Source organism: Pseudomonas sp. MWU349 (assembly GCF_017947325.1).
GTDB lineage: Bacteria > Pseudomonadota > Gammaproteobacteria > Pseudomonadales > Pseudomonadaceae > Aquipseudomonas > Aquipseudomonas protegens.
On record NZ_JAFEVP010000005.1, the window covers coordinates 496,272 to 522,198 of the forward strand.

Genomic DNA, 25,927 nt, shown 5'->3' on the forward strand with positions numbered 1-25,927 from the left:
GCTTAGTCTTGGGAGCCGTTACGCCGCTGGTCACCCCGGCGCGGCGCCAGCCCCGGCGAAACGGGCACCCGCACTCGCTGCCAGCCAGCCCCACAGCATCCCTCGAACGCTAGTACGCGAAGGCATTTGCCCGGCCAGACGCTGGCCGCGCGAGCAGCGTCTCAACCTTGTCCACCTGCCGCCGAGCGTGCGCTGCGGGTCAGCAGCCTGCGATGGAGAGTCGCCCGTGAGTACACATAACCAAGCCGATCAGAAACCCGTAGCCCGCTACAAGCCCTACAAGGGACCCGCCGGTGGCTGGGGCGCCCTGATCAGCGTGGCCCAGGCCTGGCTGACCAGCGACAACGCGCTGAAGAACATCCGCATGATGCTCAAGACCAACCAGAACGGCGGCTTCGACTGCCCGGGCTGCGCCTGGGGCGACTCGCCGGAAAGCGGCATGGTCAAGTTCTGCGAGAACGGCGCCAAGGCGGTGAACTGGGAAGCCACCAAGCGCCGGGTGGACGCGGCGTTCTTCGCCAAGCACAGCGTCACTTCGCTGCTGGAGCAGAGCGACTACTGGCTGGAGTACCAGGGCCGGCTGACCGAGCCGATGAGCTACAACGCCGAGACCGACCGCTACCAGCCCATCAGTTGGGAAAATGCCTTCAGCCTGATCGCCAGGCACCTGCACAACCTGCCCAGCCCGGACATGGCCGAGTTCTACACCTCGGGCCGGGCCAGCAACGAAGCAGCCTACCTGTACCAGCTGTTCGTGCGCGCCTACGGCACCAACAACTTCCCCGACTGCTCGAACATGTGCCACGAGGCCAGCGGCGTAGCCCTGGCGCAGAGTGTCGGGGTCGGCAAAGGCACCGTGACCTTCGACGACTTCGAACACGCGGACGCGATTTTCGTCTGGGGCCAGAACCCCGGCACCAACCACCCGCGCATGCTCGAACCGCTGCGTGAAGCAGTGAAGCGCGGCGCCCAGGTGGTGTGCATCAACCCGCTCAAGGAGCGCGGCCTGGAACGTTTCCAGCACCCGCAAAACCCGATCGAGATGCTCACCAACGGCAACCGCCCGACCAACACCGCCTACTTGCGCCCGGCCCTGGGCGGCGACATGGCGCTGCTGCGGGGCATGGCCAAGTTCCTCCTGCAGTGGGAGCGCGATGCGCAGAAAGCCGGCGCGGCATCGGTGTTCGACCACGACTTCCTCAACGCCCACACCGCCAACGTGCTCGACTACCTGGGCACCATCGACGACACCCCGTGGGAGCAGATCATCGAGCAGTCCGGCCTGGCCCTGGTGGAGATCGAGCAAGCGGCGCGCATGTACGCCAAGGGCAAGAACGTGATCATGTGCTGGGCCATGGGCATCACCCAGCACCGCCACTCGGTGCCGACCATCCAGGAAATCGCCAACCTGATGCTGCTTCGCGGCAACATCGGCAAGCCAGGCGCCGGGCTGTGCCCGGTGCGTGGCCACAGCAACGTGCAGGGCGACCGCACCATGGGCATCAACGAACGCCCGCCAGTGGCCTTCCTCGATTCCCTGGAGCGGCGCTTCCAGTTCAAGGTCCCCCGGGACAACGGCCACAACGTGGTCGAGGCGATCCACGCCATGCTCGAAGGCCGCTCCAAGGTATTCATCGGCCTGGGGGGCAACTTCGCCCAGGCAACCCCGGACAGCCCGCGCACCTTCCAGGCCCTGAGCAACTGCGACCTCACCGTGCAGATCAGCACCAAGCTCAACCGCAGCCACCTGGCCCACGGCAAGGACGCACTGATCCTGCCGTGCCTGGGGCGTACCGATATCGACCAGCAGGCGGGCGGCCCGCAAGCGGTGACCGTGGAAGACTCCTTCAGCATGGTCCACGCCTCCAACGGCCAGTTGCAGCCGCTGTCGTCGCAGATGCGTTCCGAGCCGTGGATCCTCGCCGGTATCGCCGCGGCAACCCTGGGTAGCCAGCCGGTGGACTGGAACTGGCTGGTGGCCGATTACGGACGCATCCGCGACCTGATCGCCGACACCATTCCCGGCTTCAAGGACTTCAACGAACGGCTCAAGCATCCTGGCGGTTTCTACCTGGGCAACAGCGCCGGCGCCCGCCAGTGGAACACCCCGTCGGGGCGCGCCAACTTCCGCGCCAACTCGCTGCCCAAGGACCTGATCCACGAGCGCACCCGGGCCACCGGCCAACTGCCGGACCTGATCCTGCAATCGATGCGTTCCCACGACCAGTACAACACCACCATCTATGGCCTGGACGACCGCTACCGCGGGGTCAAGGGCCAGCGTGACGTGCTGTTCGCCAACGAGGCGGACATCATCCGCCTGGGCTTCAAGCCGGGGCAAAAGGCCGATATCGTCTCGCTCTGGGACGACGGCCGCGAGCGCCGGGTCAAGGGCTTCACCCTGCTGGCCTTCGACATTCCGGCCGGCCAGGCCGCGGCCTACTACCCGGAGGTGAACCCCCTGGTGCCGCTGGAAAGCACCGGCGACGGCAGCCACACCCCGACTTCCAAGTTCATCGCCATTCGCCTGGAAGCGGCCAGCGACAGCGGCCTGATCATGGCTCGCTCGGCCTGATTCCTGGCTTGAGGGCCTCTTCGCTGGCAAGCCAGCGCCTACGGTGAGCGCGTGAATCCTGGGAGCCGGCTTGCCGGCGACAGCCGCTGCGCAGCCTTGAAACGCGGGCACAAAAAAGGCCGCTTTTGTATCAAAGCGGCCGTTCCGAAGTAGCTAAAGACCCGCAAAAATCACTTAAGTTCCGCATTAAAAACAATAAGTTACGAGATTGTGTACAATTCGTGCTATTCGTCGGATTTCGTTTGTAAGCGCCTCGATACAGCCTCAGGATCGCGCCGTCATCCCTTTGAGGCTCCTCTATGAAGTTCTCCTCGATTCTCTTGTTGTCCCTTGGCCTGGTCAGCGGCGTCGCCTCTGCCGGAGGCACCACTGAAGCAGGTGTGGGCGGCGCATTGGGCGGGGTTCTAGGCTCTGTGGTCGGTCAGCAGATCGGCGGCAATACCGGTTCCGCCATCGGTGCGGCCCTGGGCGGCGCCGGCGGTAGCGCAGTGGGTGCGGACAAACGCAGCCGTGGCCAGGCAGCCATTGGCGGCGCCCTGGGCGCAGCCGGCGGCAACGTGGTGGGCCGCAGCATGGGCGGCAACACCGGCAGCCTGATCGGCGCAGCGGCAGGCGGTGGCGCCGGTGGCGCGCTGGGCAACTACATGGGCAATGAAAGTGCCCGGGAAGATCGCGACTACCGCGGCCGCGACGACCGCCGCTACTACCGCGACGGCCACCGTGGCCGTGGCCATGCCTACGGTCATCGCAAGCACCGCCACTACCGCGACTGATCCCCTGTAGCCGCTGCCGCAGGACTCTCCAGAGCAGGCGCTGCGGTGTGTCAGGCGGCTCGTGGAGACAGGTTAGCGTCTCCTGCGGAGCCGATCGCAGCCTACGGCAGCGGCTACAGACTCCAGATCGATTATCGACGTTCACACCACCAGCAGTTGTTCCAACGCCGCCCGCAATGCGGGCGGAATCGGCACCGGCTGGTTCGATGCCCGATCCACGAACACATGGACAAAACGCCCCGCCGCGCAGGCATCCGCCTCTCCCGCCTTGAACACCCCCAATTCGTACTGCACTGAACTGTTGCCCAGCTTGCCTACCCGCAAACCGATCTCGATGCATTCAGGAAAGGCGATGGACGCAAAGTAATCGCAGGCCGAGCTGACCACGAATCCCACCACCTCGCCGTCATGGATATCCAGCCCGCCCCGTTCGATCAGGTAGGTGTTCACCGCCGTGTCGAAGAAGCTGTAGTAGGTGACATTGTTCACGTGGCCGTAGACATCGTTGTCATGCCAGCGGGTGATGATCGGCTGGAAATGGCGATAGTCACCGCGTTGCGGCATAGGCTCGGACATCAGGGCTCTCTCCCATCGATTGAAGGCCGGGCGATCGGTTGATCGCCCGGCATTTCACCCCAGGCAGCTAAGCCTGGGCAAACCCTTTTCCGGCCGCGGCCAGTTCCTCGATCAACTGCGCCGGGCGCCAATGCGCCCCGTGCCCGGCTTGCAGGTGCAGCAGACGCTGGCGAACCTGCTCCAGCCCCTGGGCATCCGCCCAGCTCATAGGCCCACCCTGCTCCTTGGGAAAACCGTAGCCATTGAGATAGACCCGGTCGATGTCGGCGGCCGACTGGGCGATGCCCTCCTGGAGAATCTTCGCCCCTTCGTTGACCAGCGCCAGCAGGCAGCGCTCGAGGATCTCCTCGGGGCCGATGTCCCGGCGCTGGTAACCCAGCTCCTCGCCGACCTGCAGCACCAGCGCATCCACCTGCAGGTCATGCTCGGCCTGGCGGCTGCCGGGTTCGTAGTGGTAGTAGCCGTCGCCACTCTTCTGGCCGAAACGACCCGACTCACACAGCCGGTTGTCGATCTGCACCTCGGGCGCATCCTGGCCCACACCGTCCAGTTGCCGGGCACGCCAGCCCAGGTCGATGCCCACCACGTCATACATGCGGAACGGGCCCATGGCGAAACCGAACCCCTGCAAGGCGCCATCCACCTGATAGGGAAACGCCCCTTCCAGCAGCATCTTGCGCGCCTCGAGCACATAGGTGTTGAGCATGCGATTGCCGATGAAGCCGAAACAGTTGCCCGCCACCACACTGACCTTGCCCATGCGCTGCCCCAGGGCCAGGGCAGCGTCGAGCACCGCAGGAGCGGTCTTGGCCGCGCGCACCACCTCCAGCAGTTTCATGATGTGGGCCGGGCTGAAGAAGTGCAGGCCCAGCACCTGTGGCGCCCGCTGGGTGACTGCGGCAATCGCGTCGATATCCAGGGCCGAGGTGTTGCTGGCAAGGATCGCCTCGGGCTTGAGGGTCGCGTCCAGCTGGCGAAAGATCTGCTGCTTGAGTTCGAGGTTTTCGTAGACCGCCTCGATCACCAGGTCCACGTCGGCGAGCTGTGGATAATCCGCCGCCGGCTTGATCCGCGCCACCCGAGCATCGGCCTCGGCCTGATCGATGCGCCCCTGGCGCACGTTGTGGGCGTAGGTGTCCGCCACCGCCGCCAGGGCCTGCTGGAGCATCTGCGGGTTGTTGTCCAGCCACAGTACCGGCAGGCCGGCATTGGCCAGGCACATGACAATGCCACGGCCCATGGTGCCGGCACCGATCACGGCGGCGCGCTGAATATCGAAAGCTGTCTGGCTCATGTTGGCTCTCTTGTGGGCGATCCAAAGACAGCCCCCACCATAGTCAGGCCCTCATCATTTTTGAAATTTATTCCTGTGATGAGCAGCATTCAGCAGATGGATTTTCAGCCTGGCAAATGGGCCTCGCACCACGCCCGCACCGCGGCATAAGGGTAATCTTCCAGTGCCGCGAACCCGGGGATGCTCCGGGCCTTGAGCCGGGTGAACAACGGCACGCTGATACCACAGAGAAAACGGGTCAGGCGTTCCGCCCCGGGTACATCACCAGTGTGCTGCTGGTGCCTGTGGATAAAGTGGCCACACAGCCCGTCGAAACTTTTATCCACAAGCGCGGGCAGAGCCGGCGGCTCCGGTAGCCGCGCCACCTGGCCATGGCACACCGAACAATGCCCGCAACGCTGGGGTGCCTGCCGGTCGCCGAAATACCCCGCCAGGCGGTAACCCAGGCACTGCTCAGTGGCGAACAGGTCGAGCATGGCGTGGATCCGCGCAATCTCACTGCCCTCGTGGCGGGTGAAATAACCATGCAGGTCGGCACTCAGTGCCGCCAGGTCAAAGTCCGTCTGCAACAGGCTGTAGACCTCGGTCATCTGCTTGCTTTCCAGCTCCACCCAGCCTTTTTCCTGGAAGTAATCCAGGGCCTTGACCACCCGGTTGCGCGGCGCCTGGTACTGCTCGTAGAGCGCGTCGAAATTCACCGTGGCCCAGGTCCTGGCGCGGCTTGAAGTATTGATCACGGCCTCGACGAAGTCCCTACGCTCGCCTTCGAAACGCGCCAGCAGGGCCTCGGTTTCCAGCAGCAGCTTGAAGCGGTATTCCGCGAAATAGGCATAGCGCGGCGCGATCAGGCCCCGCAGTTCCAACTGCACCAGCAAGGTCTTGAGTGGCAGCTGGCGAATGTTGCTCTGGTCCGCCAGGGGGCCGAGCAGGAACTCCCATTGCCCGTCCGCCGCCGATGCCTGCAACTCCTCCAGCACACAACGGATGCCGCTCAATTCCGGGGTGTCGCCGTAGACGAAGTTTTCCAGCACGTTGAGGCTGTCGCGGTTGGCCAGCACCAGGCAATCCGAAGGCTGGCCATCGCGCCCGGCACGGCCGATTTCCTGGCTGTAGTTCTCGATGGACTTGGGCAGATCGAAGTGCACCACGTTACGGATGTCGCTCTTGTCGATGCCCATGCCGAAGGCGATGGTGGCGACGATGCAGTGGCTGCGGCCCTCCATGAAGCGACGCTGGATCGACTCGCGCTGCTCGTGGGGCAGGCCGGCGTGGTAGGCCTCGGCGGCGATGCCCTGCTGGCTCAGGTGCTCGGCGATCTGCTCGGCGGTTTTCTGCAGGGTCACGTAGACAATGCTCGGCTGCCCGGCCCGGGCGCCCATCCACTGCACCAGCCGCCGACGCTTGTCGGCGCCGCGTACCGGCTCCACCAGCAGGTTGAGGTTGGGCCGGTAGAAACCGGTGGTCACCACGTCCTGCTGGGCGATGGCGAACTTGGCCTGCATGTCGGCGATCACTTTGGGGGTCGCCGTGGCCGTCAGTAGCAGGGCCTGGGGGATGTTGAACTGGCGCTGGTAGTCCGGCAGCTTCAGGTAGTCGGGGCGGAAGTTGTGGCCCCATTCCGAGATGCAGTGCGCCTCGTCCACCACCAGCAGGGAGATGGGCACCTGCTGCAGAAAATTGCGAAAGCGTTCGTTCTTCAGCCGCTCCACCGAGATCATCAAGATCTTCAGCTCCCCGGAACGAGCCCGGGCCATGACCTCATTGGCTTCATCCCGGCCCTGGGCCGAGTCGATGCTGGCAGCGGCAATGCCGTGGCGCTGGAGGAAGGCCAACTGGTCCTGCATCAACGCCAGCAGTGGCGAGACCACCAGGGTCAGGTGCGGCAGCAGCAGGGCCGGCAACTGATAGCACAGGGACTTGCCCGAGCCGGTGGGAAAGATCGCTGCCGCCGAGCGCCCGGCGAGCACCGCGCTGACCGCAGCCTCCTGGCCCGGACGAAACTGTGGATAACCGAAGACCTGTTCCAGGGTGCTGTGCATAAGGGTCACTCCTTGGACCGCTGACCTGTCTTGAAGACTAGCGGGACAGGTCGGCGGGGCCAGAAAAGGTCGAAGGAAAAGCGCTACCGGATGATACCGGGCACAAGAAGCTTCATCGGCAAGCCAGCCCCAGCGCAGGAGCCGGCTTGCCGGCAAAGGATGCCACCGCTAGCGCAAGGTCCGGCAATCGAGCCACTGCACGCCGTTGTGCTGATTGGCCTTGAGCAAGGCCGGCACCGCTTGAGCGGCCTTGGCATGAGTGTCATGGAACAGAATGATGCCCCGGCGCCAGAGCAGCATCAGTGTCTGCACCCGCTGCGCGGCCGCCTCGGCACCGACCTTCTTGCTCCAGTCCTGGGAGTCGATGTTCCACAGCACCACTTGCACCCCCTGGGCCTTGAAGAACCCGGCGCTGTCACTGCGACGCTGCCCGTAGGGCGGCCGGAACAGCGGCAGGTACTCGTTGGTCAACGTGCGGTTGGCCAAGTTGGCGCTGCGAATCACCGAGCTTTGCCATTCGTTCCAGGAGGAGTGGGACTTGTGCTCCCAACCATGTACGCCCACACACTGACCGTCGTACAACTCGCGCATTTTCCCTGCCGAAGACTGGCTCAGGCGCGCCTGAAACGAGTCCCCCAGGACAAAGAAAAGGCTATGCAGATCGTAGGCCCGCAGCACCTCGATCAACTGATCCGTAGGCCCGTCTCTCAGGCTCGGCCCGTCGTCGAAGGTCAGCAGAAACTGCCGGTCCGCCAGTTCGTCGCCCAGGCGCTCTGCCGGGTCCATGCGCTGGATCTCACTGCTGACGGTGGGAAACAAGGCGGCCAGGCGCAGCTGTTCATTGAGGTACTGCTGATGAAACGGCCCACTGGCCTCACCCCAGGCGCCGTAGGCCGCCTTGCTGGCGCCGGTGAAACTGGCCGCCAGTTGCCGCAGCTCCCCAAGGTTGCGGACCTGCAAACAGAAAGGCTCGCCATCACAGTCCTGGCTGGCCTGCCGGTAGTTGACCAGCAATTGCTCCCAAAAACGCTGACGCAGTTGATCCACCGACTTGCGATCAAGCTGCCGTACTCCAAGCCGCTGCTTGAGGGCCTTGTCATCCAGGGCCTCGGTGGCCAGCAGGGCTTTGCTGAACATCAGAATCTCGGCCCGCGAGGCGGTATCGAAATCTGCGGCGCTGGTCAGCGGATTCGGCCAGCCACTGCGGTCGATGGTGGCGAACACCAGCGGCCCGGCCGCCTGAGCCACCCCTATGGTCAGACACAGCGCCAGCAACCAGGGGAAAACACGAACTCGCATACCAACCTCCATAAATGCACAACGCGCCACTGCCGGCGCGTTGTGGAGATAACTTCTGCCTGTGTGATCAGCGGTTCTGCAACCGCTCTATAGCTTTGTCGTACACCGGGTTGGCCTTCTGCTCCCGGGCCTTGCGATAGTGCTCCAGCGCCGTGGCCAACTGCCCGGCATCCTCGTAGATGCGCCCCATGTCGTAGTAGGCGCTGGCGCGTATGGTGGGCGCCGATGGGCCGCTGGCCAGGGCGATTGCCTGGAGATCGGCGGCCACGGCCTCGTCGGGGCGACTGTTCTTGCGGTTGGACAGGGCCAGGTTGCTGTAGGCCTGGGCAAAGCCTGGGTCCAGCTCGATGGCTTCGCGGTAGTAGATACCCGCACTGCCGAAGTCGCCCTTGCGGTAGGAAGCCTCGCCTTTCTGGTTGAGGCTCTTGGCATCCACCGGCCCCTCGTCCTTGGCCAGCACTTCATCGATGGGCTTGCCATTGGCCAGTAGCAGCGGGTCGAGGTTGCTCATCCGCAACTCCACTTCCTCGTTGCCTTGCAGCACCCGATCGATGTCCTGCAGTTGGCCATTGGCCGTCAGGCGAAACACTACCCAGAGGTTGCCCTGGCGGTTCTGTGGCACCCGGTAGCTGCGCATCAGCGTCGGGCCCTTATAGACAAAGACCTGGGCCTGGCTGCGGCCCAGGCGCAAGGATTCGGGATTATTGCCGTTGGTAAAATCGTGCACGGCATACACGTAGGCATCGCCCGGCACAGGCTGTTCGATGGTGAGGGTCTCCGGCCCGCGGCTGTCGGTGCTGTCCACATTCATCCGCGCCCCCGGCCCGGTGCCGGTGGCGTAATACAGCAACCGGTGGGGATAGCTCAAATGCGCATCCAGGTCTTCCCCCGGCGCACTCCAGCTCAGCACCACGCGCAGGCTTTGCGGATCCTTGAGCACCGGGCTCATGGCGTAGCTCAGCCCCTGGCACGGGCACTTGGCTCGCAGGTCGGCATAACCGAGCTTGCGGATCAGCAGCTCACTGCCCGGTGAATCGGCGACCTGCAGCGTCACTCGCCCTTGGGCGTCGGTCCGCCCGGAGGCCTGCCCCAACTGCACTTCGGCGTCGGTCAGCACGGCGTCCTTGACCACCGCGTCCAGCACCTGGAGCGACAATGACTGAGCCTGCACCGAGCTCATCAGCATCCCTAGCCACAACAACGCCGCCAGGCGGAAAAAAGCCATAACAAAATCCCTGTAGACAAAGAGCGCAGGACCTCTGCCCCACCCCAACAATCAGCGGCGAACCATACACAGTTTTAACCGCCAATGCTCGACCCGAGTCCGTGAATGCAGCCCCCGGTGACCGCCTCAACACCTTGCCACGACGCTCCCGCGCGTCCCCGCGGGTACTTGCAAGCCGAGCCTCGAATCGGCTTACACTGCCCCCCCTAGAAACGCCAAGTGAACCCCCGACCATGCAACTGGCCCCCGGCTTTCCCGACGACGCCATCATGCGCCAGCTGATGCAACTGCTGCATGAGGAAATCGGCTTGCCCGAACGCAAGACTCTTCGCCTGAACACCGCGATCAATCTCGACCTGGGTTGCGATGGCGCCGACGCTCGGCATCTATTCAGCACGCTGGAAGAGCAGTTCGGTATCGATTTTGTCGATTTCGACAGCTATCGCTACTTCCAGCCCGAAGGCTACGATGTGTCCCTCAAGCGTCGCGCCAAGGGTCGGGGAGACAAGCTCCCGCTGACCATCGGCATGCTGTACCGGGCGCTCAAGGAGCAACGCTGGGACACTCAGGAGCTGGAGAACCTCTAAGGTTCACGGCCGTAAATAAGGAAATGCCGTGGACGTACTGATGGGCTTGCTCGCGGCCCTGCTCTGGGGTGGCACCGATTTTCTCGTGGGGCTCAACGTGCGCGCCGTGGGCGTGAAACGTGCGGTGTTCTTCAGCCAGAGTCTAGGGTTCACCCTGATGAGCCTGCTGCTGGTGATCTTTCCCGCTTTGCTGCTCAAGGCCATGGCCGCGCCCCTGGAGGTCTGGCTGATGGGCGTGGTCGCCGCGGCCTTCACCGTCTCCGGCGCCCTGGCCCTGGGCAAGGCCTTCGCCTTGGGCAAAGCCTCCATCGTCGCGCCATTGGTGACCTCCTATGGTGTGGTCACCACCTTGCTGGCCTGGGCCAGCGGCGAGCAGATCAGCCTGCTGCAGCTCATGTGCATCCTCGTGTGCGTGATCGGCGTCATCCTCTCCAGCCTGCACTCGGACTCCAAGCTGCCCCACAGCACCGCCGCCGGCCGCTCGATCTTCTTCGCCCTGCTCTCGGCCGTTCTGTACGGCACCAGCTTCTGGCTGCAGGGCCGCTACACCCTGCCGCAACTGGGGCCGATCAGCATGCTCTGGCTGGGTTATGCGGTGGGCAGCGGTGTGATGCTGCTGATGGTGCTCAAAGTCGTGGACGGGCTGAAAATTCCGCCACTGAAAAACTGCGGCCTGCTGGCCTCCACCAGCCTGATGAACCTGGGTGCGTTCTTCGCCTTTTCCTGGGGCGCCATGAGCGGCTCGGTGTCGGTGGTGACGGTGATCAGCACCCTGTCCGGCGGTATTGCCGCGGTGCTGGGCTACGTGTTCTTCAAGGAGCGGCTGACGGCGGTGCAAGTGACGGGCGTGGTGCTGGTGTTGCTGGGGGCGCTGGTGTTGCACTTGAAGACTTGAGGGTGTCTGGCTGGGCCAGGGGATGCCGCGCCTGCGGCTACAGCGGCGCACAAAAAAGCCGCCCCGAAGGGCGGCTTTTTCATGGCAGGTCGAGGCTTACAGCTTTGGACCGGCTGCCTTGATCGCGTCGCTCACGTCGAACTTCTTGAAGTTCTCGATGAACAGGCCGGCCAGGGCCTTGGCGGCTTCGTCGTAGGCGGCTTTGTCAGCCCAGGTGTTGCGTGGGTTGAGCAGGCCGGTTTCAACGCCCGGTACGGCTTTTGGCACGTCCAGGTTGACGATGTCCAGGTGCTCGGTCTCGGCACCGATCAGCGCGCCGCTCTGGATCGCTGCAATCACGCCACGGGTGGTGGGGATGTTGAAGCGTTTGCCCACGCCGTAGCCACCGCCGGTCCAGCCGGTGTTGACCAGGTAGACCTTGGAGCCGAAGCCACGGATGCGCTTGATCAGCAGCTCGGCGTATTCGCCGGCCGGACGCGGGAAGAACGGTGCGCCGAAGCAGGTGGAGAAGGTCGACTTGATGCCCGAGCCCGAACCCATTTCAGTCGAGCCCACCAGCGCGGTGTAGCCGGACAGGAAGTGGTAGGCGGCTTGTTCTTCGCTGAGGATCGACACGGGCGGCAGTACGCCGGTCAGGTCGCAGGTCAGGAAGATCACGGCGTTAGGCTCGCCACCGAGGTTCTTCGGTGCGCGTTTTTCGATCAGCTCGCGCGGGTAAGCGGCGCGGCTGTTCTGGGTCAGGCTGTCGTCGGAGTAGTCGGCCTTCTTGGTAATCGGGTCGATCACCACGTTTTCCAGAACGGCACCGTGCTGGATGGCTTTCCAGATCACCGGCTCGTTCTTTTCCGACAGGTCGATGCACTTGGCATAGCAACCGCCTTCGATGTTGAACACCACGCCCACGCCCCAGCCGTGTTCGTCGTCACCGATCAGGTAACGGCTTTCGTCGGCGGACAGGGTGGTCTTGCCGGTGCCCGACAGGCCGAAGAACAGGGTCACGTCGCCGTCTTCGCCCATGTTGGCGGCGCAGTGCATCGGCAGTACGTCGGCAGCCGGCAGCAGGAAGTTCTGCACGGAGAACAGGGCTTTCTTCATCTCACCGGCGTAGCGCATGCCGGCGATCAGCACTTTCTTGGCTGCGAAGTTGAGGATCACGGTGCCATCGGAGTTGGTGCCGTCGCGCTCTGGCTCGCAGACGAAGTTCGGCGCGTTGAGGATCTGCCACTCATCCTTGCCACCGGCGTTGTACTGCTCGGGGTTGATGAACAGGCAGCGGCCGAACAGGTTGTGCCAGGCGGTCTCGGTGGTCATTTTCACCGGCAGGTAGTGCGCCGGATCGGAACCTACATGCACATGGGAAACAAAACGCTCGCGCTCGCCCAGGTAGGCTTCAACGCGGTCCCACAGGGCGTCGAACTTGGCCGCCGGGAACTTGCGGTTGATCGGGCCCCAGGCGATAGCGTCCTGGGTGCTGGGCTCTTCTACGATGAAACGATCCACTGGCGAACGGCCGGTACGATGACCGGTGCGAACCACCAGAGCGCCGGTATCGGCAAGCTCGCCCTCACCGCGGTTCAGGGCTTCTTTGACCAGATCATCCACACTCAGATCGGTGTACACGGCGTTATTGGCTTGCGTCATGAGGTTCCCCGTCGGCCATTGGCCGAGTGCTCCAAACGTTTTGTAGTAGAAACTCGCGCACTACTACCGCGAAAAAAGTGCGCCGGATTATGCCAGAAAAGCCCCAAAATAGTAGGGCCCTCCCGTCAGCACGGCGTAATTCCGGCGTTTGCCAGGTGATTTACCTGCGCTGAATCGTTTTAGTGACGAGTATCTGACGGCGTGTCCACGCCCGCCCCCGCGAACAATTGCGCGATATCAGCGGCATCGAACAGGTAGCGTTCGTTGCAGAACTGGCAATCGATCTCGATGCTGCCGCCATGTTCGACCACCAGTTGCTGGGCATCTTCCAGACCCAGGCTGACCAGCGCATTGCCCGAGCGTTCCCGCGAGCAACTGCAGCGAAAACGCAGCGGCTGCACGTCGAACAGGCGCACGGCTTCTTCGTGGTACAGGCGGTGGAGCACGGTTTCGTTGTCCAGGCTCAGCAGTTCATCGGCGGTCAGGGTGCTGGCCAGTGCGGTGAGGTGCTGCCAGCTGGCGTCGCGCTCTTCCTGATCGCGCAGGCGGTCGGCGGGCAGTTGTTGCAGGAGCAGGCCTCGGGCGCTGCGGCCGTCGGCATAGAGCCAGAAACGGGTACCAGTCTGTTGCGACATGACGAAGTAGTTGGTGAAGCATTCCGCCAGGTTGGTGCCGTCCAGGTCGACGATGCCCTGGTAGCGCTGGCCATTGGTCGGGTCCACGGTCAAGGCCAGGACGCCATTGGGCATCAGGTCGGCGAGGGTGGCATCAGGGGCGATCTGCTCCGCGTCGTAACGGGCCAGGCCACGGATCTCGCGCTCGCTGGAGCACTCGATCATCAGCAGCGGCACCGGGCCTTCGGAGCGGGCCTGGAGAATCAGCAAGCCATCGAATTTCAGGGTGCCGACCAGCAACGATGCCGCCGCCATCAGTTCGCCGAGCAGCTGCGCCACCGGCTCGGGATAGGGGTGTTTGGCGAGGACTTCCGCGTAACTGCGCTCCAGCGCCACCAGCTCGCCGCGGGTGTCGCTCTCATCGAAGATGAAGCGTTGAGTGAAGTCGGTATCCGGCAAATCAGTCATAGGTCTGGGTATCTGAATGATGACAAAAAGGTGACAAGCACCGAAAATTACGGCCTTGCACCATAAGGGTGCAGTTTTTGCGGTGATTGGAGATATTTTATGAACAATCCGGGTTTGTTCCAAGCAAGGTGGAACCTCGGCAAGCTGGTTCTGTGCAATTTACTCCCTTTGGCCCTGCTGGGTTTCTGGTTGTGGCCGACCGGCCAGGCGCTCTGCACGGTCTTCGACGAATGGCTGTTCCGCCACCTCAATACCCCCCTGGCGAGCAACTCCACCTGGCTGCACATCTGGGCCGTGGCCAGCCTGCGGCCGTTCGATATCGTGGTGGGGCTGATCATGCTCGGCCTGCTGATTCGCGGTGACTGGGTGTTCAAGGCGGTGGATGTACGCCGCGCCTTCTTCGGCTTTCTGTCGATCCTGATTCTGATGGTGGTGATTCGCGCGCTGTTTTCCAAGCTGGTGGCCGTCATGAACTGGCAGCACAACAGCCCGTCCATGGTGCTGGAGGGCGCCGTGCACATGAGCGACTACTTCCCGGGCCTGGAAAAGACCTGGGAACTCAAGGACCGCTCCAGCCAGAGCTTCCCGGGCGACCATGCTTCGGTGCTACTGATCTGGGGCCTATTCATGGGGATCTTCAGCCGCAGCGTCGGCCAGTTCCTGATCGTCTGGGGCCTGACCCTGCTGTTCATGATGCCGCGTCTGGTGGCGGGCGCCCACTGGGGCCAGGACGACTACATCGGCGGGGTGCTGCTGGCGGTGCTGGCCCTGGGCTGGGGCTACTACACCCCGTACGCGGCGCGGATGTCGAACTTCCTGCTGCGCCTGACCCATCCGCTGTTCAACCTGATGAGCCGGATGCCCGTGCTCTCGCGCATGAGCGTAGTGCGCGCCAGCAGCCTGCTGCGCTAAGCAGCCCTGTAGGAGCCGGCTTGCCGGCGAAGGCGTCCTCAAGGGCCCATTCGCCGGCAAGCCGGCTCCTACGCTTTCACTCGTGATTGCTGCCGTGGAACTTGAACAGGTCCCGGCGCTGTTTCTTGCTCGGCTTACCGTCGGTGCTCACCCCAAGGGCACCAGCCTTGCGCTGGGCTGCGGCGGCTTCGCGCTTGGCGATGCTGGCCTCGGTTTCCGCGTACAGCGCCTGCGCTTCGGGCGCACCACGGCGGACGATGGACAGGGCCTGGACCACCACGGTGCGTTCGTCGAAACCGGTACGGATCTGGTACTCGTCCCCGACCCGTGGCTCCTTGCCCGGTTTACAACGCTCGCCCCGGTGATGCACCTTGCCGCTTTCAATCGCTGTCTTGGCCAGGGCCCGGGTCTTGTAGAAGCGCGCCGCCCACAGCCATTTATCCAGACGGACCTTGTCCTCTTCTTCCTGCTTGTGCGCCACTGGAATTCCCCTAACTGAAAAATGTCGCAACCTTACCGCCTGCAAGCGGGCTCTCATAAACCCTGCCGCTCACCTAAAATAACCCAGGTTGCGCCCTGATACGCGAGGAGTCCCTGTGACTGACTTCCCTACTTCCCTGACCTCGCCCGGCAACCGTTGCGAAGGTTGCCAACAAAGCCAACCACTGGGCTTCGATTTTTCCTTCGCCTACCAGCCCATCGTCGATCTGCGAAACCGCTCGATCTTTGCCCATGAAGCGCTAGTGCGCGGGGTCAATGGCGAAGGGGCGGGCACGGTGCTGGACCAGGTCAACGACAGCAATCGCTACCGCTTCGACCAGCGCTGCCGGACCCAGGCGATCACCCTCGCCGCGCAACTGGGAATGCAAAGCCACCTGTCGATAAACTTCATGCCCAACGCCGTGTACCGGCCGGAACTGTGCATCCGCAGCACTCTGGAAGCGGCCCGTACCCAGCGTTTTCCCCTGGACCGTCTGATTTTCGAAACACTGGAAAGCCAGCACGTAGATAACAGTCGCCATTTGACCAATATTCTGCGTGAATACCGCGAATTCGGCTTCAAGACCGCCATCGATGACTTCGGCTCGGGGTACTCGGGGCTGAACCTGCTGGCGGATTTCCAACCCGACCTGATCAAGCTCGACATGGCGCTGGTGCGCAATGTCGACCAGGATCGCGTACGCCAGGCCATCATCCGCGCGACTGTCACAATGTGTGCGGAGTTGGGGGTTACAGTCATCGCCGAAGGTATTGAAAGCGCCGGTGAACGGGACTTTCTCAGCGACTGTGGAATTTATCTGATGCAGGGCTACTGGTTCGCCAAACCTGCATTCAAAGCCCTGGCCGAGGTTCAGGCCGCGGCCTGGAACAGCTAATTGCGGATTGTCCTTATTGAAGACTTTTGACCATTTGACCGTTGTCGGTCTGCGCGAGTGGGTGGCGCTCCCGGATCTGGGGGTGGCTGGCCTGCGCGCCAAGATCGACACCGGGGCCAGCACCTCAAGCCTGCATGCCACCGAGATCGAGCCCTTCGAGCGCGACGGTGAGCAGTGGGTGCGCTTCAATGCCCACCTGGGCAGTGTGGTGCAGTTGCGTCACCGGCGCTGCGAAGCACCGCTGGTGGCGATGAAAACCATTAAAAGCTCCAACGGCCAGGCCCAGGTGCGCTACGTGATCAGCACCACCCTGGCCCTGGGCGATCGGGTGTGGCGGGTGGAGTTCACCCTCGCCTGCCGCAAGGCCATGCGCTATCGCCTGCTGCTGGGTTCCAAGGCTCTGATCGACGGCCAACTGGTGGTCAATCCGGGCATCAAGTACGTACAAGACAAACCGGTGTTCCCGGTATCCACTACCTCTGCCACAGGTGTTGCATGAAGATCGCTGTGCTGTCGCGTAACCCGCGTCTGTATTCCACTCGTCGTCTGGTCGAGGCCGGCACCGAGCGTGGCCATGAAATGGTAGTGGTCGATACCCTGCGGGCCTACATGAACATCGCCAGTCACAAGCCGCAGATCCACTACCGCGGCAAGCCCCTGGAAGGCTTCGATGCGGTGATCCCGCGGATCGGTGCCTCGGTGACCTTCTATGGCTGCGCGGTGCTGCGCCAGTTCGAGATGATGGGGGTGTTCCCCCTCAATGAGTCGGTGGCCATCGCCCGCTCCCGGGACAAGCTGCGCTCGCTGCAGTTGCTGTCGCGGCGTGGCATCGGCCTGCCGGTGACCGGCTTCGCCCATTCCCCGGACGACATTCCCGACCTGATCGAGATGGTCAACGGCGCGCCATTGGTGATCAAGGTGCTGGAAGGCACCCAGGGCATCGGCGTGGTGCTGTGCGAAACCGCCACGGCAGCGGAATCGGTGATCGAGGCCTTCATGGGCCTGAAGCAGAACATCATGGTCCAGGAGTACATCAAGGAAGCCGGGGGCGCCGACATCCGTTGCTTCGTGGTGGGGGACAAGGTGATCGCGGCGATGAAACGCCAGGCCAAGCCGGGGGAGTTTCGCTCCAACCTGCATCGCGGCGGCAGCGCCAGCCTGATCAAGATCACTCCGGAAGAACGCATGACTGCGCTGCGGGCGGCCAAGGTCATGGGCCTGAGCGTGGCGGGGGTGGATATCCTGCGGTCCAATCACGGGCCGCTGGTGATGGAAGTCAATTCCTCGCCGGGCCTGGAGGGCATCGAGACCACCACCGGCAAGAACGTGGCGGGAATCATCATCGAGCACATCGAGAAAAATGGCGGGCCGAACATGACCCGGACCAAGGGCAAGGGCTAGGGATCGCGTGGCCGGCCTTTCGCTGGCAAGCCAGCTCCTACGGGCTATGTGCTACCTGTAGGAGCGAAGCCCTGATCAATCCGCATCACGAGGCAGCAGCAAGCCCAGCGGCAGGCGTACCCGCGCTTCCAGGCCACCATCAGGGCGGTTGCGCAGTTCGACGTTGCCACCGTGCATGGCGGCAATCCGCTTGACGATGGCCAGCCCCAGCCCGGTGCCCTTGCCGCCCCGGGCACGGTCGCCCCGGGTGAAGGGGTTGAAGATCGCTTCCAGTTCCGAGGGATCGATCCCCGCGCCACGGTCCATCACGCTGAGCACCACATAGGGCGCATTGGTGTCACCGGACACATAGGCCGCCACTTCCACTTCCGTGCCCGCATGATTCAGGGCGTTACCGATCAGGTTGTTGAGCAGGCGTTTCATCGATACCCGGCGCAGCGGGAACGGCTGGATCGGCTCCAGGCGCATGTGCACCCGTTCTTCGTTCTGGTTGTAGGGCGCCACCACTTCCTGAACCAGATCGCCCAGGTCCACCTCTTCCACCGACTCGTCGCGCCCATCGCGAATGAAGGCCAGGAACTGGTCGAGAATGGCGTCCATGTCCTCGATATCCCGCACCATGTCATCGGTCAGGTCAGTGTGATCGCCCATCAACTCCAGGGACAGGCGCAGCCGGGTCAGCGGCGTGCGCAGGTCGTGGGACACCCCCGCCAGCATCAACTCCCGTTCTCGCCCCGCCTGTTCCACGTCCTCGGCCATCTGGTTGAACGCGCGGTAGACCTCGGTCATCTCGCTGGGCGTATCGCTGATGGGCAGGCGCACGCTGCGCCCCTGGCCCAGTTGCCGGGCGGCATACACCAGGCGCTTGAGGGGCTGGTTGAGCTGGCTGACGAAGATCCACGCCGAGGCGGTGGACAAGAGGCCAATGGCCAGGAACCAGCCCAGCACGCTCCAGATCTTCTGCCCCCGCAGCGGATGCGGATACAGCGGCACCTTGAGCCAGCCATCCCCCAGGCTCGGCGCCCGCACCCACAGCGCCGGCGGCGCATGCATGCGCAGGCGCACTTCGGTGTCGGCGCCCAGTTCGGCCTGCATCTGCCGCTGGTAGATCTCGCTGTAGGGCCAATGCTGCTCGCCGGCCGGTACGCCGCTGCCCACCACCTTGATCAGGCCTGCGGCCTCGGCGATCTGGTCGCGGTTGGATTCATCGGCGGCCCAGTAGGCGCGCAGGGTCAGGGCCACACCGTGGCTGTACTGCCGGTCCACCAGCACGTCCTCGTTCATCAACAGATAAACCAGGGTCAATGCCTTGGAAAACAGCACCACGATCAGCACCAGCCACAGGGTGCGGGAGAAGAAACTCTGGGGGAACCACAGCGGGGTTTTCATAACAGCCACTACACATTTTGCAGGAGCGACTCGCGCTCGCACTGTTGCGGAATGCGAACGCCCGGGTCGTTACCGGCCCGGGCGTTGGCTCCTACAAATCACTGATCACTTGGTCGCAGTGCCATCCGGCACGAAGACATAACCTACGCCCCAGACGGTCTGGATGTAGCGCGGCTTGGAAGGATCGGGCTCGATCATCCGACGCAGGCGGGAGATCTGTACGTCAATGGAGCGCTCCAGGGCGTCCCATTCGCGACCACGGGCCAGGTTCATCAACTTGTCTCGGGTCAGCGGCTGGCGGGCATTCATCACCAGCGCCTTGAGCACCGCGAATTCACCGGTGGTGAGCATGTGCACTTCATTGCCGCGCTTGAGCTCGCGGGTGGCCAGGGACAACTCGTAGTCACCGAAGGTCACGCTTTCGTCTTCGCTGCCCGGCGCACCCGGCACCGGGGCGGACTGGCGACGCAATACGGCCTTGACCCGCGCCATCAGCTCGTCGGGGTTGAACGGCTTGGCCAGGTAATCGTCGGCGCCCAGTTCCAGGCCCTTGATGCGGCTCAGCTCGTCGCCCTTGGCGGTGAGCATGATGATCGGAATCTGGTTGTTCGCGCTGCGCAGGCGGCGGCATGCGGTCAAGCCGTCTTCGCCGGGCAGCATCAGGTCGAGTACCACCAGGTTGAACACTTCGCGACCCAGCAGGCGGTCCATTTGCTCGGTGTTCGGAACTGCGCGGGCACGGTAGCCCTTGCTGACGAAGAAACGCTCCAGCAGGCTGCTCAGCCCCGGGTCGTCGTCAACAATAAGAATTTTTTCGCCTTCAGCAGTTTGTGCAGTGCTGCTCATTGGATGCTCCTCTAATCTCGGTGCGCATTATGGCGTAGCTGCCGTTATACGCACCGTGTGCATTGTTAGCAGATTTTTCCTCTATCGCCAGCAAACCCGCTGTCGGCCTGAGGCTGGCGATCACCCCGCAACGGCTAACGCTGGGTATAATGCGCCGCCTTTTGTGTTGGGCAATATCTGATCAGTACGCCTGCGGCCGGTTTATTTTTTTTACCGGGCCGGCAGTATTTTTTCGATTTCACGGGTCAACAGGCAGCCTTTTGATCCAGGTGGCGGCGCGTGCCAGGCCGCTCAACCAGACTCGCAGGGCCTTATTTTCGTGCCCGCGGGCCTGCTTTCACAATTTGTCAGGTGGTTTTATGGACAGCATCAACAGCCGCATTGCCGAGGAACTCGGTGTACGCCCACAACAGGTCGAAGCGGCCGTCGCTCTATTGGATGAAGGCTCCACCGTGCCCTTCATCGCCCGTTACCGGAAAGAGGTCACCGGCAGCCTCGATGACACCCAGCTGCGTCATCTGGAAGAGCGCCTGCGCTACCTGCGAGAACTCGACGAACGGCGGATCAGCATCCTGGCCAGCATCGAAGAGCAAGGCAAGCTGACCCCGGAGCTGGCCCGTGACATCAAGCTGGCCGACACCAAGACCCGCCTCGAAGACCTGTACCTGCCTTATAAGCAGAAGCGCCGCACCAAGGGCCAGATCGCCCTGGAAGCCGGCCTCGGCGAACTGGCCGACGGCCTGTTCAACGACCCAAGCCTGGCTCCGGAAACCGAAGCCGCTCGCTTCGTCGACGCCGACAAAGGCGTGGCCGACGTCAAGGCCGCCCTGGAAGGCGCCAAGTACATCCTCATGGAGCGCTTCGCCGAAGACGCCAGCCTGCTGGAAAAGCTGCGCAACTTCCTCAAGCAGGAAGCCACCCTCAGCGCCCGCGTGGTGGCGGGCAAGGAAGAGGAAGGCGCCAAGTTCCGCGACTACTTCGAACACGATGAACCCCTCAAAAGCATGCCGTCGCACCGCGCCCTGGCTATTTTCCGTGGCCGCAACGAAGGCATTCTCAGCTCCGCGCTGAAAGTCGGTGACGAGCTGCCGGGCACCATGCACCCCTGCGAAGGCATGATCGGCCAGCATGTGGGCATCCAGAACCAGAACCGTGCCGCCGACAAATGGCTAGGCGAAGTGGTGCGCTGGACCTGGAAGGTCAAGCTCTACACCCACCTGGAAACCGACCTGCTGGGCGAGTTGCGCGACAACGCGGAAACCGAGGCGATCAACGTCTTCGCCCACAACCTGCACGACCTGCTGCTGGCCGCTCCGGCCGGCCCGCGCGCCACCCTGGGCCTGGACCCGGGCCTGCGCACCGGCTGCAAGGTGGCGGTGGTGGATGCCACCGGCAAGCTGCTGGATCACGCCACCGTCTACCCCCATGTGCCGCACAACAAGTGGGACCAGACCCTGGGCATCCTGGCGGCCCTGTGCGCCAAGCACTCGGTGGACCTGATCGCCATCGGCAACGGCACCGCCAGCCGCGAGACCGACAAGCTGGCGGCCGAGCTGATCAAGAAATACCCGGCCATGAAGATGACCAAGGTCATGGTCTCCGAAGCCGGCGCATCGGTGTACTCGGCCTCGGAACTGGCGGCCAAGGAATTCCCGGACCTGGACGTATCGATCCGTGGCGCGGTGTCCATCGCCCGCCGCCTGCAGGATCCACTGGCCGAGCTGGTGAAGATCGACCCGAAATCCATCGGTGTCGGCCAGTACCAGCACGATGTCTCGCAACTGAAACTGGCCCGTGGCCTGGACGCGGTGGTGGAAGACTGCGTGAACGCCGTGGGCGTCGACGTCAACACCGCCTCCGTGGCCCTGCTGGCGCGAATCTCCGGCCTCAACGCGACCCTGGCGCAGAACATCGTCAGCCACCGCGACGAACACGGTGCCTTCAAGACCCGCGCCGCACTGAAAAAAGTCGCCCGCCTGGGTGAAAAGACCTTCGAACAGGCCGCCGGCTTCCTGCGTGTGATGAACGGCGACAACCCGCTGGACGCTTCCGCAGTGCACCCGGAAGCCTACCCGCTGGTACAACGCATCGCCGCCGATACCGGCCGCGACATTCGCTCGCTGATCGGCGACAGCGGCTTCCTCAAGCGCCTGGACCCGAAGAAATTCACCGATGAAACCTTCGGCCTGCCCACCGTCACCGACATCCTCCAGGAACTGGACAAACCCGGCCGCGACCCGCGCCCGGAGTTCAAGACCGCCGAGTTCCAGGACGGCGTGGAAGACCTCAAGGACCTGCAGCTGGGGATGATCCTCGAAGGCGTGGTGACCAACGTCACCAATTTCGGGGCCTTCGTCGACATCGGCGTGCACCAGGATGGCCTGGTGCACATTTCCGCGCTGTCGGAGAAGTTCATCAAGGACCCACGCGAAGCGGTGAAGGCCGGTGACGTGGTGAAAGTGAAGGTCATGGAAGTCGACATTCCGCGCAAGCGCGTGGGCCTGTCGATGCGCATGGGCGACACCCCGGGCGAGAAGATCGACGGCGCCCGCGGCTCCCGCCCCGGCTCGGCGCCACGCTCGTCCCAGGGCAGCGCACCGCGCAAGGAAACCGCCGCGCCCGCCCCGAGCAACAACGCCATGGCCTCGCTGTTCGCCAACGCCAAGCAGTTGAAGAAACGCTGATGCAAATCCCTGCAGGCCTGACCGAAAGCGCCTTCAGCCAATTGCTCGGCTGCCGTCTGCAACGCCTGGAAACGGGCGAAGCGGACGTCGCCCTGGAGCTGACCCCACAACTGCGCAATCGCGGGCAGAAGCTGCACGGCGGGGCGATCTTCAGCCTGGTGGACATTGCCATGGGGCTGGCCTGTTCCAGCACCCACGGCTTCGACCAGCAGAGCGCCACCATCGAGTGCAAGATCAACTACATCCGCGCCGTGGCCGAGGGCCAGGTGCTGTGCCGGGCCAAGGTAATCCACCCCGGCCGCCGCACCCTGGTGGTGGAAGCGGACGTGATCCAGGGCGACAAACTGGTCGCAAAAGCACAAGGCACCTTCGCGGTCCTATAGCTCCCCGTCATGAATTTGGGTTAATTTCGGCGCTGCGAAAGCGGCGTCGGAGTTTTTTGCCCGCGCTAAAGCCAGATTCAGGGATGAAGGATTGGCGTTTTCAAGCGAGTCGGCTTGACTCAAAAACCAGGCGAAAACGCCAGTTTTAACTTCACCCTTGTAGACCGTCCTGCCCACCCCCATATTGGGGCGACTGACGCGTGAAGGAATCCAACTTGAGCGAACTTCTCAACCGCCGCCTGGCCCTGCTCGGCGAGCGCGCTAACCTCTCTCTGCTCGAGCAGTGCCTGCACGGTATCGAACGTGAATGCCTGCGTGTCACCGGCGAAGGCCGCCTGGCACAGACCCCGCACCCGGAAGAACTGGGTTCCGCGCTGACCAACGAACAGATCACCACCGACTACTCCGAGTCGCTGCTGGAGTTCATCACCCCGGCCCTCAAGGACCCGGCGGACACCCTGGCCAGCCTCGACAAGATTCATCGCTTCGCCTACAGCAAGCTCGGCAACGAGTACCTGTGGAGTCCATCGATGCCGTGCCCGTTGCCGGCCGAGGAAGATATCCCCATCGCCTACTACGGCACCTCCAACATCGGTCAGCTCAAGTATGTGTACCGCAAGGGCCTGGCCCTGCGCTACGGCAAGACCATGCAGTGCATTGCCGGGATCCACTACAACTTTTCCCTGCCGGAACAGCTATGGCCGCTGCTCAAGCAGGCCGAGGGCTTTGTCGGTACCGACCGTGACTACCAGTCCTCGGCCTATATCGCGCTGATCCGCAATTTCCGTCGCTACAGCTGGCTGCTGATGTACCTGTTCGGTGCCTCGCCGGCCCTGGACGCGGGCTTCCTGCGCGGCCGCTCGCACCAGCTGGAGCAGTTGGACGCCGAGACCCTGTACCTGCCCTACGCCACCAGCCTGCGCATGAGCGACCTGGGCTACCAGAGCAAGGCCCAGGCCGGCCTGACCCCTTGCTACAACGACCTGAACAGCTACACCGACAGCCTGCGCAAGGCCGTGGCCACGCCCTACGCGCCCTATGTGGAAGTCGGCACCCACAAGGATGGCGAATGGGTGCAACTGAACACCAACATCCTGCAGATCGAAAACGAGTACTACTCCAACATCCGCCCCAAGCGCGTGACCTACACCGGCGAGCGGCCGATCCAGGCGCTGATGGCCCGGGGTATCCAGTACGTCGAAGTACGCTGCCTGGACATCAACCCGTTCCTGCCACTGGGCATCGACATCCAGGAAGCCCGCTTCCTCGACGCCTTCCTGCTGTATTGCGCACTCAACGACAGCCCGCTGTTCGAGAACAACGAGTGCGGCAATGCCACCTCGAACTTCCTCGCCGTGGTCAAGGAAGGCCGGCGCCCGGGCCTGCAGCTGCAACGCCAGGGCCAGCCGGTGGAAATGAAGGAGTGGGCCGCCCAACTGCTGGAGCAGATCGCCCCTCTGGCCGCCCTGCTCGACCAGAGCCATGGCAGCGACGTGCACAGCAAGGCCCTGGACGCCCAATTGGCCAAGGTCAAGGATTCGTCCCTGACCCCTTCGGCCCAGGTGCTGGCGGCCATGAGCGAGCACAAGGAGAGCTTCACCCAGTTCTCCCTGCGCCAGAGCCAGGCCCATGCCGAGTACTTCCGCAGCCAGGCCCTGAGCAAGGAAGAGCAAGCCGCGTTCGAAGAAGCGGCGCGCAAATCCCTGGAACAGCAGACCGAGCTTGAACAGAACGAGGTGGGTGATTTCGACGTGTTCGTGGGTGCCTACCAGGCCAGCATCCTGGCCATCAGCAACTGACGCTTCGCCGGCCAGCCGGCTCCTACACCCCTCCCGTAGGAGCCGGCTTGCCGGCGAACAGCACGCTGCATATTCCCCTCATAAGCTAATGCAAATAAGTTATTTATTTCTGCATTCTTAGATCATTTAGTCTCCTCCCACGCCGATCACCGGCCGCCTATGAGGAGCCTCCCATGAAATTGCATTTCCCCCTTCGCCTCCTGGCGGCCGCGTCCCTGGCCGCAGCGAGTTTCTTCGCCCAGGCGGCCGACGTCACCGTCGCCTACCAGACCACCGTCGACCCGGCCAAGGTGGCCCAAGCCGATGGCAGCTACGAAAAAGCCACCCAGGCCAAGATCAACTGGCGCAAATTCGATAACGGCGCCGACGTCATCGCCGCCATTGCTTCCGGCGATGTACAGATCGGCTACCTGGGCTCCAGCCCACTGACCGCCGCCATCACCCGCAAGGTGCCGGTGCAGACCTTCCTCATCGCCACCCAGATCGGCGCCGCCGAAGCCCTGGTGGCCCGGGACGGTTCCGGGATCACCTCGCCACAGGACCTGGTAGGCAAGAAAGTCGCCGTGCCCTTCGTTTCCACCGGCCACTACAGCCTGCTGGCAGCCCTGAAGCACTGGAATATCGACCCCTCGAAAGTGCAGATCCTCAACCTGGCGCCGCCGGCAATCATTGCAGCCTGGAAGCGCGGCGATATCGACGCCACCTACGTCTGGGACCCGGCCCTGGGCGTGGCCAAGGAAAACGGCAAGGTGCTGATCACCTCCGGTGAACTGGCCAAGTTCGGCGCACCGACTTTCGACGCCTGGATCGTGCGCAAGGATTTCGCCGAGAAGCACCCAGAGATCGTCAGCGCCTTCGCCAAGGTGACCCTGGATGCCTACGCCCAATACCGCAAGGACCCACAAGCCTGGCTGGCCAACCAGGGCAACGTCGACAAGCTGGTGAAGCTCTCCGGGGCCAAGGCCAGCGATATCCCGTTGCTGCTGCAAGGCAACGTCTACCCGCTGGCCGCCGACCAGGTGGTCAGCCTCGGCGCCCCGACCACCAAGGCCATCACCGACACCGCCGTGTTCCTCAAGGAACAAGGCAAAGTCGAAGCGGTGCTGCCGGACTACGCCCCCTACGTCAGCGCCAAGTTCATCCCTGAATAA

22 protein-coding genes are annotated in these 25,927 nt (G+C 63.4%); 12 read left to right on the plus strand and 10 right to left on the minus strand.

Annotated elements, in window-relative coordinates:
* Positions 1 to 226 precede the first annotated feature (226 nt).
* Complete coding sequence (locus tag KCG88_RS22310) at positions 227 to 2,575, plus strand: FdhF/YdeP family oxidoreductase (protein ID WP_047283494.1); 2,349 nt, start codon at positions 227 to 229, stop codon at positions 2,573 to 2,575.
* Between the two features lie 299 nt (positions 2,576 to 2,874).
* Entirely contained in the window at positions 2,875 to 3,348 is a 474-nt protein-coding gene (locus tag KCG88_RS22315) for a YMGG-like glycine zipper-containing protein (RefSeq protein WP_011058670.1), read from the plus strand.
* Positions 3,349 to 3,489: 141 nt separating this feature from the next.
* Here KCG88_RS22315 and KCG88_RS22320 read toward each other — a convergent pair whose 3' ends face one another.
* From KCG88_RS22320 to KCG88_RS22340, 5 genes are all read right to left on the minus strand, one after another.
* Positions 3,490 to 3,924: a thioesterase family protein gene (locus KCG88_RS22320; RefSeq protein ID WP_210713105.1), complete on the minus strand. Its 435-nt coding sequence runs from the start codon at positions 3,922 to 3,924 to the stop codon at positions 3,490 to 3,492.
* Between the two features lie 67 nt (positions 3,925 to 3,991).
* On the minus strand, positions 3,992 to 5,218 hold the full coding sequence (locus KCG88_RS22325) for a 3-hydroxyacyl-CoA dehydrogenase (RefSeq protein ID WP_210713106.1): 1,227 nt from the start codon (positions 5,216 to 5,218) through the stop codon (positions 3,992 to 3,994).
* A gap of 104 nt (positions 5,219 to 5,322) precedes the next feature.
* Entirely contained in the window at positions 5,323 to 7,257 is a 1,935-nt protein-coding gene (locus tag KCG88_RS22330) for an ATP-dependent DNA helicase RecQ (protein WP_210713107.1), read from the minus strand.
* A gap of 168 nt (positions 7,258 to 7,425) precedes the next feature.
* Entirely contained in the window at positions 7,426 to 8,556 is a 1,131-nt protein-coding gene (locus tag KCG88_RS22335) for a polysaccharide deacetylase family protein (protein ID WP_210713108.1), read from the minus strand.
* Positions 8,557 to 8,623: 67 nt separating this feature from the next.
* Positions 8,624 to 9,781 (minus strand): tetratricopeptide repeat protein, encoded by a 1,158-nt coding sequence (locus tag KCG88_RS22340; RefSeq protein ID WP_210713109.1) that lies wholly within the window; start codon positions 9,779 to 9,781, stop codon positions 8,624 to 8,626.
* Positions 9,782 to 10,014: 233 nt separating this feature from the next.
* Here KCG88_RS22340 and KCG88_RS22345 point away from each other — a divergent pair, with 233 nt between their 5' ends.
* Together KCG88_RS22345 and KCG88_RS22350 are read left to right on the plus strand one after the other, a co-directional pair.
* The gene (locus KCG88_RS22345; protein ID WP_047283488.1) at positions 10,015 to 10,368 is read left to right on the plus strand and encodes a DUF1493 family protein; all 354 of its coding nucleotides are present in this window, start codon (positions 10,015 to 10,017) and stop codon (positions 10,366 to 10,368) included.
* Positions 10,369 to 10,408: 40 nt separating this feature from the next.
* Positions 10,409 to 11,263, plus strand: a complete 855-nt coding sequence (locus KCG88_RS22350) for a DMT family transporter (RefSeq protein ID WP_210713153.1) — start codon at positions 10,409 to 10,411, stop codon at positions 11,261 to 11,263.
* Positions 11,264 to 11,359: 96 nt separating this feature from the next.
* Here KCG88_RS22350 and KCG88_RS22355 read toward each other — a convergent pair whose 3' ends face one another.
* Both KCG88_RS22355 and hslO read right to left on the minus strand, forming a co-directional pair.
* Positions 11,360 to 12,904: a phosphoenolpyruvate carboxykinase gene (locus KCG88_RS22355; RefSeq protein WP_210713110.1), complete on the minus strand. Its 1,545-nt coding sequence runs from the start codon at positions 12,902 to 12,904 to the stop codon at positions 11,360 to 11,362.
* 179 nt (positions 12,905 to 13,083) lie between these two features.
* Entirely contained in the window at positions 13,084 to 13,986 is a 903-nt protein-coding gene (gene hslO, locus KCG88_RS22360; protein ID WP_011058661.1) for an Hsp33 family molecular chaperone HslO, read from the minus strand.
* Between the two features lie 99 nt (positions 13,987 to 14,085).
* Between hslO and KCG88_RS22365 the strand changes: the two genes are divergently transcribed.
* Positions 14,086 to 14,898 (plus strand): phosphatase PAP2 family protein, encoded by an 813-nt coding sequence (locus KCG88_RS22365; protein ID WP_047283485.1) that lies wholly within the window; start codon positions 14,086 to 14,088, stop codon positions 14,896 to 14,898.
* A gap of 76 nt (positions 14,899 to 14,974) precedes the next feature.
* Here the strand turns inward: KCG88_RS22365 and KCG88_RS22370 are convergent, their stop codons facing one another.
* On the minus strand, positions 14,975 to 15,379 hold the full coding sequence (locus tag KCG88_RS22370; protein WP_041115208.1) for a S4 domain-containing protein: 405 nt from the start codon (positions 15,377 to 15,379) through the stop codon (positions 14,975 to 14,977).
* Positions 15,380 to 15,494: 115 nt separating this feature from the next.
* Here KCG88_RS22370 and KCG88_RS22375 point away from each other — a divergent pair, with 115 nt between their 5' ends.
* Genes KCG88_RS22375 through rimK form a run of 3 tightly spaced genes read left to right on the plus strand, consistent with a single transcriptional unit; the run spans position 15,495 to position 17,675 of the window.
* A complete protein-coding gene (locus KCG88_RS22375) occupies positions 15,495 to 16,274 on the plus strand; it encodes an EAL domain-containing protein (RefSeq protein WP_047283484.1) in 780 nt (259 codons plus the stop codon).
* 16 nt (positions 16,275 to 16,290) lie between these two features.
* Complete coding sequence (locus KCG88_RS22380; RefSeq protein WP_007931742.1) at positions 16,291 to 16,773, plus strand: ATP-dependent zinc protease; 483 nt, start codon at positions 16,291 to 16,293, stop codon at positions 16,771 to 16,773.
* Positions 16,770 to 17,675, plus strand: coding sequence for a 30S ribosomal protein S6--L-glutamate ligase (gene rimK, locus KCG88_RS22385; protein ID WP_007931744.1), 906 nt, complete (start codon positions 16,770 to 16,772; stop codon positions 17,673 to 17,675). The genes KCG88_RS22380 and rimK overlap by 4 nt, the downstream gene beginning before the upstream one ends.
* Before the next feature lie 75 nt (positions 17,676 to 17,750).
* On the opposite strand, the gene KCG88_RS22390 is transcribed toward rimK, so the two are convergent.
* Positions 17,751 to 19,064, minus strand: a complete 1,314-nt coding sequence (locus KCG88_RS22390) for an ATP-binding protein (protein WP_047283483.1) — start codon at positions 19,062 to 19,064, stop codon at positions 17,751 to 17,753.
* A 105-nt stretch (positions 19,065 to 19,169) separates the two neighbouring features.
* Positions 19,170 to 19,910 (minus strand): two-component system response regulator OmpR, encoded by a 741-nt coding sequence (ompR, locus tag KCG88_RS22395; RefSeq protein WP_047283482.1) that lies wholly within the window; start codon positions 19,908 to 19,910, stop codon positions 19,170 to 19,172.
* A 359-nt stretch (positions 19,911 to 20,269) separates the two neighbouring features.
* Here ompR and KCG88_RS22400 point away from each other — a divergent pair, with 359 nt between their 5' ends.
* From KCG88_RS22400 to tauA, 4 genes are all read left to right on the plus strand, one after another.
* Positions 20,270 to 22,594 (plus strand): Tex family protein, encoded by a 2,325-nt coding sequence (locus KCG88_RS22400; protein ID WP_047283481.1) that lies wholly within the window; start codon positions 20,270 to 20,272, stop codon positions 22,592 to 22,594.
* Positions 22,594 to 22,977, plus strand: coding sequence for a PaaI family thioesterase (locus tag KCG88_RS22405; protein WP_052914276.1), 384 nt, complete (start codon positions 22,594 to 22,596; stop codon positions 22,975 to 22,977). Before KCG88_RS22400 ends, KCG88_RS22405 begins: the two co-directional genes overlap by 1 nt.
* Before the next feature lie 215 nt (positions 22,978 to 23,192).
* Positions 23,193 to 24,776, plus strand: a complete 1,584-nt coding sequence (gene gshA / locus KCG88_RS22410; RefSeq protein WP_026020196.1) for a glutamate--cysteine ligase — start codon at positions 23,193 to 23,195, stop codon at positions 24,774 to 24,776.
* Positions 24,777 to 24,949: 173 nt separating this feature from the next.
* Positions 24,950 to 25,927 (plus strand): taurine ABC transporter substrate-binding protein, encoded by a 978-nt coding sequence (gene tauA, locus KCG88_RS22415; RefSeq protein ID WP_047283480.1) that lies wholly within the window; start codon positions 24,950 to 24,952, stop codon positions 25,925 to 25,927.